9 protein-coding genes are annotated in these 9,199 nt (G+C 71.7%); 4 read left to right on the forward strand and 5 right to left on the reverse strand.

The window, feature by feature from the left end:
* Positions 1-47: 47 nt before the first annotated feature.
* From SACPADRAFT_RS0214565 to SACPADRAFT_RS0214575, 3 genes are read right to left on the reverse strand one after another with little or no spacing between them, the layout of a single operon-like run.
* A complete protein-coding gene (locus SACPADRAFT_RS0214565; RefSeq protein WP_007025263.1) occupies positions 48-1,355 on the reverse strand; it encodes an MFS transporter in 1,308 nt (435 codons plus the stop codon).
* Positions 1,352-2,023 (reverse strand): MarR family winged helix-turn-helix transcriptional regulator, encoded by a 672-nt coding sequence (locus SACPADRAFT_RS34525; protein WP_407690021.1) that lies wholly within the window; start codon positions 2,021-2,023, stop codon positions 1,352-1,354. The genes SACPADRAFT_RS0214565 and SACPADRAFT_RS34525 overlap by 4 nt, the downstream gene beginning before the upstream one ends.
* A gap of 22 nt (positions 2,024-2,045) precedes the next feature.
* Positions 2,046-2,627 carry a YqgE/AlgH family protein gene (locus SACPADRAFT_RS0214575; protein WP_007025265.1) on the reverse strand — a complete coding sequence of 194 codons (582 nt, stop codon included), beginning with the start codon at positions 2,625-2,627 and terminating at the stop codon, positions 2,046-2,048.
* Between the two features lie 255 nt (positions 2,628-2,882).
* Here SACPADRAFT_RS0214575 and SACPADRAFT_RS0214580 point away from each other — a divergent pair, with 255 nt between their 5' ends.
* Positions 2,883-4,802, forward strand: coding sequence for a TNT domain-containing protein (locus tag SACPADRAFT_RS0214580; RefSeq protein ID WP_007025266.1), 1,920 nt, complete (start codon positions 2,883-2,885; stop codon positions 4,800-4,802).
* Positions 4,803-4,875: 73 nt separating this feature from the next.
* Positions 4,876-6,306: an AAA family ATPase gene (locus SACPADRAFT_RS0214585; protein ID WP_007025267.1), complete on the forward strand. Its 1,431-nt coding sequence runs from the start codon at positions 4,876-4,878 to the stop codon at positions 6,304-6,306.
* 3 nt (positions 6,307-6,309) lie between these two features.
* Here SACPADRAFT_RS0214585 and SACPADRAFT_RS32960 read toward each other — a convergent pair whose 3' ends face one another.
* Positions 6,310-6,486, reverse strand: coding sequence for a hypothetical protein (locus tag SACPADRAFT_RS32960; RefSeq protein ID WP_198048330.1), 177 nt, complete (start codon positions 6,484-6,486; stop codon positions 6,310-6,312).
* Between the two features lie 53 nt (positions 6,487-6,539).
* On the opposite strand from SACPADRAFT_RS32960, the gene SACPADRAFT_RS0214590 reads away from it, so the two are divergent.
* Positions 6,540-6,974, forward strand: coding sequence for a DUF4276 family protein (locus SACPADRAFT_RS0214590; RefSeq protein WP_007025268.1), 435 nt, complete (start codon positions 6,540-6,542; stop codon positions 6,972-6,974).
* A 15-nt stretch (positions 6,975-6,989) separates the two neighbouring features.
* Here the strand turns inward: SACPADRAFT_RS0214590 and SACPADRAFT_RS0214595 are convergent, their stop codons facing one another.
* On the reverse strand, positions 6,990-8,477 hold the full coding sequence (locus tag SACPADRAFT_RS0214595; RefSeq protein ID WP_007025269.1) for a CCA tRNA nucleotidyltransferase: 1,488 nt from the start codon (positions 8,475-8,477) through the stop codon (positions 6,990-6,992).
* A gap of 102 nt (positions 8,478-8,579) precedes the next feature.
* Between SACPADRAFT_RS0214595 and SACPADRAFT_RS0214600 the strand changes: the two genes are divergently transcribed.
* On the forward strand, positions 8,580-9,092 hold the full coding sequence (locus SACPADRAFT_RS0214600; protein WP_028662473.1) for an NUDIX hydrolase: 513 nt from the start codon (positions 8,580-8,582) through the stop codon (positions 9,090-9,092).
* Positions 9,093-9,199 lie beyond the last annotated feature (107 nt).

The following is a 9,199-nucleotide window of genomic DNA, read 5'->3' on the forward strand; positions in this document are numbered from 1 at the left end:
GGCTGTGCGTGCGGCGGGGGCGGCTGCGGCGCCCTCGGCTGACGGTTTCAGCCGCTCCGGGCCGGACGGCCGTCGGCATCCGTGTCGCCGGGCGGCGTGGTGTCGTCCGGCGCCGTGTGCGGTCCCGGACCGGGGATCGTGAACCGGCGCAGCGGGCGGTTGGTCGCCGCCAACACGGCGATCCCCGCCACGCAGAGCAGACCCCCGGAGACGGCGGCGAACGCGGCCGAGGTGGCCCCCGCGACGAGCCCGCCCCGGAAGTTGCCCAGGTCCGGCCCGGCGATGCCCACGACGTGCTCGACCGCACTCACCCGGCCGCGGTGTGAATCGGGGACGGCCAGCTGCACCAGCGCCCCGCGGGTGACGACCGCGACCGTGTCGGCCGCGCCGGCGACCGCGAGACACCCCAGGGTGAGCCATAACGAGCCGACCAGGCCGAATCCGGCGATCGCGAGCCCCCAGACGCCCGCCGCCAGCAGTTGCGCGCGCCCGACCCGCCGCACCCGGCTGAACAGCCCGGACACCGACCCGGCGGCGACCCCACCGACGGCGATCGCCGAGAGGAACAGCCCCAACGTCTCCGGCGCACCGCCGAACCGCTCCGCGTTGACGGCCGGGAACAGGGCGACCGGCATGGCGGGCACCGTGGACACCAGGTCCGTCAGCACCGCGCCACCCACGACGCGACCGCGCAGCACGTACCGCAGGCCCTCCCGGGTCGTCCGCAGGCCCGGCCGGGATCCTCCGCCGTCGGGCCGCAGGGACGGGAGTCCGGCGATGCCGTAGATGCCGACCAGGAGGGTCAGCGCGTCGACGGCGTAGGCCAGTCCCGCGCCGCCGTGCGCGGTGAGCACACCCCCCAGCGCCGGACCGGCCAGCATGGCCGCCTGGAAGCTCAGGTTCGTCAGCGCGAGTCCGGCCGCGACCTCGTCGGCGGGCAGCAGCCCCACCACGAATGTCTTCCGCGCGGGTGCCCCGAGCCCCTGGAACCCGGCCTGCGCCCCGACCAGCACCAGCACCACCCACAGCGATCCCACCCCGGCGAACGCCTGGGCGGCGAGCAGCACGGCCGCCACGAACTGGCCGGACGTGGTGGCCACCACCAGCTTCCTGCGGTCGACGGCGTCCGCGAGCGTGCCCCCGAACAGGCCGAACACCACCATCGGCAGCGCCTGCGCCAGTCCGATGGCCCCCACGGCGACGGAACTGCCGGTCAGCTCCCATACCTGCGCGAGCACCGCCACCACGGCGAGCTGGTGCCCCAGTGTCACGCAGATGCTGCTCACCCACAGCCGCCGGAACGCCGCCGACGAGCGCAACGGCCGGACGTCGGTCACCCCGTCGAGGAGTTTCACGGGAAACCGGGCCGCGAGGCCCCGGGAGGATCGCCGGGGCCGGAGTCACCAGGGCCGGAGTCGTCGGGGCCGGAGTCGTCAGGGCCCGGGTCGTCGGGGCCGGGCTCGTCGGGGCCCGGGTCGTCGGGGCCGGGCTCGTCGAGATGGCGGACGATCCGGTCGCGGAAGGAACGCCGCGCCAACGCGGCCTCCATGTCGCGGACCACCTGCCGGAGCGGGTAGGGGAGCTCGGCGTCCAGCTCCTCCGCCGCGCGTTCGGTGGCCAGCCACTCCGCTTCGAGGAACGGCACGAGCTCCCGCGCCCGGTCGGTGAGCACGACCTCGCGGGTGCGGGCGTCCCGGCCGCGGCGGGTGGTCACCATCCCGTCGGTACGCAGCGCGCCGACGGTCTGGCTCATCGCCGAGTGGGTCACCTCCAGCGACTCGGCCAGCTGCCGGATAGTCATCGGGCCGCGGCGGGCGAGGCGGATCAGCGGCATCGTGAAGCGGGGCTGCACACGCACCCCGCGTTCGGTGTAGAGGCGGGCGATCTCCGCCTCCATCGCCTGACGCAGCCGTGCCAGCGGGCGCCAGAAGTCGAGTTCCGTCGGGTCGTCGGGCCGGGGCGGTTCAGGAGGTCGGGACGACGTCACCCCGATATGACAGCACTTGTACAAGCACTCATACAAGTGCTGTCACATTCGCTGCGGCTCAGTTACGCTGCAGATCACCCGGGTGGGTGGCCAGGAACGCGGTGGGCAGGCCCTGCCTGCGCAGCACCTGACTCCACAGATCCCCGTCCGGGGTGGCCAGCACGTCACCCGGCAACGCGGGCACGATCAGCCAGTCACCCCGGTCGATCTCCTCGCTGAGTTGGCCCGCGTCCCAGCCCGCGTATCCGGCGAACACCCGCATGCCGCGGACCCGTTGCACCAGCGCGTCCGGCTCGGCGTCCAGATCCACCAGCGCCACCGGGCCACGGACCGCGATCACCCCCGGCACGCTCGCCGCCGTCTCCCCGGTCCGCAGGGCGGCCAAACACAGAGCGGTCTTCTTCTCCACCGGACCGCCGACGAACACCGACCGGGGCGCAACGACGTGCTCGCCCCAGTTGGGCAGCACCTCGTCCACCTCGACCTCGCTGGGCCGGTTCAACACGACCCCGAGCGTCCCCTCGTCCCGGTGGTCGATCACGAAGACCACGGTCCGGCGGAAGTTCGGGTCGACCATGGTGGGGGCAGCGACCAGGAGTGTTCCCGGCTCAACCTCGGCGTCCGCTCGCACGCCCGCCATGATCCCATCACGGGGTTCTCCCGCGCGGCACGGCGTGCCCGTCCGGGAGGTACCCGGCGGGCCGTCGGTGCGATCGGCACTCCCGCCGCCGCCCGTTAGGGTGAACCTCCGTGAGTGACGCCCCGCCGACCCGGCGCGCCGATCCGCCGTGGTGCCGTGCTGCTCACACCTGCCCGCCCTGCCTGCGCCGGCGAGCCCCCGCACGGTAAAACACGGGTGAAGTAACCGGGGACACACTGACGAGGGGGACACACGGTGCGCTACCGAGTGGAGGTGCCCGACCGCCCGGACGCGCTGTACGCGCTGTGGGACGGCCGAATCTTCCGTGCCGAGGAGTCGACGACGGACGGCACGGTGACGCTGGTGACCCTGGAGGGCGAACCACCACCGGAGGGATTCGACGCCGAGTCCGAGGACGGGCCCGCCAAGGTGGTGCCCGCCGCGGACGTCCCGGACACCTTCGCCGTACACACCTACTGCGACCACGACGACGAGTCCTTCCGGCTCCAGCCGTCCCCGACCGGTGGCGCGCTGGCCCTGCACTGGGCGGGCACCGACCCCGACACCGCCCGCGACCTCGGACTGACCGAGATGACCACCACCGTCGACGACCCGGACGCCCTGACCGCCCTGTGGCAGGAGCGGCACGACTTCGCCGACGACGACGCCACCCGCAGCGAGCCCGGCAGCGGCGACACCGGGGCGCTGTTGCGCGCGATCGGCGCCACCCTCCGCGACCACCTGCCGGAGGGCGGGGAACGGGTGGCCGCCCGGTTCCGGCAGGTCGGGGACTTCTCGGAGCTGGAGGTGCGGGCGGTCGCCGACGACGTCGTCGTGTTCCTGTCCCCGCCACCGCAGCTCGGCCAGCTGTTCTGCCAACTCCGCTCGGCGATGTACGAGGTGGGCACCGGGACCTGGTTCCAGGGCACCTTCACCCTGGACGCGGACGCGAACTACGACTTCGACTACGACACCGAGACCGAGCCCGACTGGCGACTCGGCCCGGACGGCCGCACGACGACGGCGAGTTACGAGGCCGAGCTGAGCTACTTCCCCCGGGAGAACGTGCCCGTCTGGCTCGCGGCGAAGGCGGGCGTGCCCCTGGACACCCGCTTCCGGTGGGCCCGCGTGGTGGACAGCCACGCGCCGGGGGAGAAGCCGGTGGTGAACCGGCCGCCGGTACCGCAGGAGGAGGTCCGGGCCGTGCTCGGCTACCTCTACCGTGCCCCGGTCGCGCTGGCCCGCCCCGGCGCACTGCCGGACGTGTTCGTCCCCGGCCCGCCGAACGTGCCCGACGCCTTCCACACCGACGGGACGTGGGTCTGGCCCGCGGCCGTACCGCACTACCTGCGCAAGTACGGCGTGCCGCCGGAGGACGACCTGCTGGAACACATCCGGGCGCAGAACCACCGTCCGCCGTACGTCGAGCCCCGGGTCCGCGCCACGGTCGAGGCCGACGTACTCGGTAACCCGCGTCCCCCGCGGACGACGGACGACCTCACCGATCCGGACGCCGTCACCCGGGTGCACCGGGGCGAGGAACCGGCCCGCCCGCTGCGGGCCTCCGAGACACTGCGAGTGCTGCGCACCCGGCTGGCCGAACACGGCGTGGCCGAGCAGGCCTACCGGATCGGCGGGACCGCCGACGGCGCGTGGTGCCTGCACCGGACCCCGGACGGCTGGGAGGTCGCCCGGTACGCCGACGGACACCCGGTCGAGCCCCGCTACTTCCCCCGGGTGCACGCCGCGGCGGAAGCGCTGCTCGGTGCCCTGCTGCTGTTCCCCGGCCGGGCGTGGACCGACACGTCACCAGGGGCCGGGGCGGCACCGCCCGAACAGGCGACGGACTGGCCGATCCTGCCCCTGACCGGCGAACCACCGCTGAGCTTCTACGAGGGCAAACGTTTGCTCACCCTTCCGGGCGGCACGGTGCTCGACCGTTACGGCAACGAGCAGGGCAACCTGACCCACCCGCTCGACACACCGTTCCCCGAGACGTCCCTGACGGTCGACCGCGAGTACGAACGGCATCGCTACCGGGTGCTGCGCCCCCTGCGCGTGCTCGGCGGAGTGACCCGGCCGTGGGGGCCGTCCCCGGGCGGCGCGGTGGCGTACCTGCTGCCCCGGGCACTGACCCACCACTTGGAGACGGGCGCACTCGAACGGGTGGTCTGACCGTCCCCGATGGTCGACATCCCGGCCGCCCGAGATACCCGGCGCCGTCACCCGAGCCCTGTAGCCTGTTCCCATGTTGACCAGGCTGGAGGTTCACGGTTTCAAGAACCTCCTCGACGTACACGTCGACTTCGGCCCGTTCACGTGCATCGCCGGTGCGAACGGCATCGGCAAGTCCAACGTGTTCGATGTGATCGAACTGCTGTCACACCTGGCATCCGGAACCCTGATGGAAGCGGCACAACAGGTCCGCAGTGTGGCACAGGGGCACAGCGGCGATCCCCGTGATCTCTTCTGGGACGGTCACCGGGAGCGGGCGGAACCCATGGAGATTCGTCTCGCGGCCGAGATGATCGTTCCCGGAACGGTCGAGGACGATTTGGGGTCTCCCGCCGAGGCGACCACGACGTTCCTCCGCTACGAGATCGGGTTGGGTTACGAACACGCCGAAGGTGCCGGCAGCATCGGCCGCCTACTCCTCCGCCACGAGGAGCTGCATCACATCACCCGGCGGGAGGCCGCCCGGCGGATCCGGTTTCCGCACTCCGCCAAGCACTTCCGCAGTTCCGTGCTGGTCGGGCAACGCCGGGGAGGTCCCTTCCTCTCCACCGGGCAGCGCGAGGGCGGACTCGTCGTCAACGTGCACGGCGACGGCGGCAGTTTCGGTCGACCCCAGCCGCGAGCGGCCGACCGTGCGGGTCGCACGGTACTGAGCACGATCACCACGAATGATCATCCGACCATCCTGGCCGCACGGAGGGAGATGCAGAGTTGGCGTCGGCTCGCGCTCGAACCCTCCGCACTCCGGGCTCCGGACAGCTTCGCGGACCCGCGCTCACTCGGGTCGGACGGACGGCACCTGGCGGCCACGCTCTTCCGCATCGCCCGAACAGGTGGTACGAGCGGAGCACCTGATCCGGAAGCCGTTTACGCCGAGGTCGCGGGACGGCTGTCCGACCTCGGTGACGTCGGTGTCCGGGGACTCGAAGTCGAACCGGACGAGAAGCGCGAGGTCCTCACGCTCTTTCTCGACGAACAGAACGGGCTGCGGCTCCCCGCACGGGCTCTGTCCGAAGGCACACTCTGTTTCCTCGCGCTCTGTGTGCTGCTCGAGGATCCGACCGTCAAGGGCGTCATCTGCATGGAGGAACCGGAGAACGGCATACACCCGGCCAACCTGGAGTCCATGCTCGACCTCGTCCGCGATCTCGCGGTGAACCCGGCCGAAGCTCCGGACACCGAGAATCCGTTCCGGCAGGTCATCGTCAACACGCACTCACCAGGGGTCGTGCAACTGTGTGACCGCGGGGACATCCTCGTGGCCGACACCCAACTCCAGACGGCGCCCGACGGGTCCGTCACCCGCGCTCTGTCCCTCCTGCCCCTGGCCGACACCTGGCGCGCGAAGCACAGCGTGGACTCGGCGACCGAGGCGGATCTCCTCGCCTACCTGGCCGCACCGGCGGGTGCGCAACTCCGCGTACCTTTCGACCTGGTGGGCTGATCATCAGATGGTCTTCAACGGTTTGTTCGTCGCCGAGGGAACCTCGGACATGCCGCTCTCCGCACTGGTCGAGGCCCTGTTCGGGGAACGCGGGGTGCGGCTGCGGCTCACCTCGCCCGACTTCAACCAACTCCGAACCAAGGTCAACAGGGACGTCCGGTCCCGTGTCGAGGCCGGCATCACGCTGATGGGACGCACCCCGGACGTCGTGGTCGTGCACCGGGACGCCGATCGTGGTCGTGCACCGGGACGCCGACAACGTCGGAGCGGAGACGCGCAGGCGCGAGATCACCGAAGCGCTCGGCCGGATCGACCCCGACCTCGTGTTCTGCCCGGTCATTCCGGTACGTATGACCGAAGCCTGGCTACTGCTGGACGAACCGACGATCCGGCAGGTAGCGGGCAATCCACGGGGACGGAACGACCTCCGCCTCCCCTCCGTCCGGGAGGTCGAGCGGGTGACCGATCCGAAACAGCGGCTGCACGAATGCCTCCTTGCCGCGTCCGCGGCGACGGGACGGCGTCGGGAGAAGAACGCGACCCGATTCGCCAATCACCGACGACAACTGCTCGAGCGGATCGATCGGCACGGTCCGGTCACCCGGCTGCCGAGTTGGCAGCAGCTGGTCGACGACGTGGAGAAGATCGCAGCCTCCTGGCACGGGTAGGTGCCACGCGCCGGCTCACTCCGGCAGTTCGATGCCCTGCTCGGCCGCCCAGTGGTGGAGTTCGGCCACGGCCTCGTCCCGGTCGAGCGGGCCGCGATCGAGGCGGACCTCCTTCAGATGCTTCCACGCCTGGCCGACGAGCGGCCCGGGCTTCAGGCCGAGGATCCGCATGATCTCGTTGCCGTCGAGGTCGGGGCGGACCCGGGCGAGGTCCTCCTCCTCGGCGATCCGGGCGATGCGCTGCTCCAGGTCGTCGTAGGAGCGCTGCAGGGCGGCGGCCTTGCGCCGGTTGCGGGTGGTGCAGTCGGCGCGGACGAGCTTGTGCAGCCGCGGCAGCAGGTGACCGGCATCGGTGACGTAGCGGCGCACCGCCGAGTCGGTCCACTCGCCCCGGCCGTAGCCGTGGAAACGCAGGTGCAGGAACACGAGCTGGGAGACGTCGCTGATGACGTCCTTGGGGTAGCGCAGGGCGCGCAAACGCTTGCGCACCATTTTCGCGCCCACGACCTCGTGGTGGTGGAAGCTCACCCCGCCCCCCGGCTCGAACCGCCGGGTGGCCGGTTTGCCGATGTCGTGCAGCAGGGCGGCCAGCCGCAGCACCAGGTCGGGTTCGCTGGTCGGCTCGTGCGAGGTCTCCAGGTCGATCGCCTGGTCGAGCACGGTGAGCGAGTGCTGGTAGACGTCCTTGTGCTGGTGGTGTTCGTCGATCGCCAGCCGCATCCCCGGTACCTCGGGCAGCACGTGTTCGGCCAGCCCGGTGTCCACCATGAGTTCCACGCCGCGCCGTGGGGCGATGCCGGTCAGCATCTTGGAGAGCTCGACCTGCACCCGTTCCGCCGTGATCCGCTTCAGCTCGTCGGCCATGTCCGTCATGGCGGTCACCACGCGCCCGGCGGGGGTGAAGCCGAGCTGGGCGACGAACCGGGCCGCCCGCAGCATCCGCAACGGGTCGTCGGCGAACGACTCCTCCGGGGTTGCCGGGGTGTCCAGCGTGCGGCGGGCCAGCGCCTCCAGACCGCCGTACGGGTCGACGAACGTCTTCGTCGACACCTCCACCGCCATCGCGTTCACCGTGAAGTCCCGGCGCACGAGGTCGCCCTCGATGGTGTCGCCGAAGGCGACCTCCGGGTTGCGCCCGACGCGGTCGTAGCTGTCCGCCCGGAAGGTGGTGATCTCCAGGGTCGTGCCGTTCTTCGCGGCACCGACCGTGCCGAAGTCGATGCCGGTGTCCCACACCGCCTCCGCCCAGCCCGCGACCAGGCGCTGCACCTGCTCGGGACGCGCGTCGGTGGTGAAGTCGAGGTCGGTGGACAACCTGCCCAGCAGTGCGTCGCGCACGCTGCCCCCGACGAGGTAGAGCCGGTGCCCGGCCGCGCCGAAGCGGGCCGCGAGGTCGTCGGCGATCGGCGAGACGCGCATCAGCTCGGCGACCGCGTTCCGTTTGGCCTCGGTCAGCCGCTTCGCGGTCGCCGCACCGTCCGCCCCGCTCGTGCGCTCGTTCACGCTGCTCCCACTGCCCAAAAGTTCCCCTTACTACACGGCCGGACCGACACGGACACGCCCGAGCCAGGGTACCGACGGCGCTCGGTGCTCTAGCATCGCAGCATGCCTGGATCGGCCGGTCGCTCCGGTGGCCCGAAACCGGGACGCCGGTCCCGGCGCCGCCGTAACCGACGGCTGACCACGGTGCACGAGACCTCGGCCGGGGGTCTCGTGGTGGACCCCGGCCGACGGCACGCCGTGTTGATCGGCAGACTCGACCGGCGGGGGCGGTTGCTCTGGTCGCTGCCGAAGGGGCACATCGAGGGCGACGAGACCACCGAACAGACCGCGGTGCGCGAGGTGAAGGAGGAGACCGGGATTTCCGCGCACGTGCTGCGAGAGCTCGGCACGATCGACTACTGGTTCGTCGCCGAGCGGCGCCGGGTGCACAAGACGGTGCACCATTTCCTGCTCGAGGCGGACGGCGGCGAGCTCTCCGACGCCGACGTCGAAGTCACCGAGGTGGCCTGGGTGCCGCTGGCCGAGCTCGACCGGACCCTGGCCTACGCCGACGAACGGAAGCTCGTGCGCAAGGCCGGGGCGCTGATCCGGCAGGACCGGACGGGGGAGTCGTGAGCAGGCTCGCCGGCTTCGCGCTGACGCTCGTGCTCGTGCTCGGGCAGACCCTGCTCGGCGCGCCGTTCGCGGCGTCCGGTGCGGCGGACCCGCGGCCGGCGGGTCGG

Source organism: Saccharomonospora iraqiensis subsp. paurometabolica YIM 90007, assembly GCF_000231035.2.
In the GTDB taxonomy this organism is placed as follows: Bacteria; Actinomycetota; Actinomycetes; order Mycobacteriales; family Pseudonocardiaceae; genus Saccharomonospora; species Saccharomonospora paurometabolica.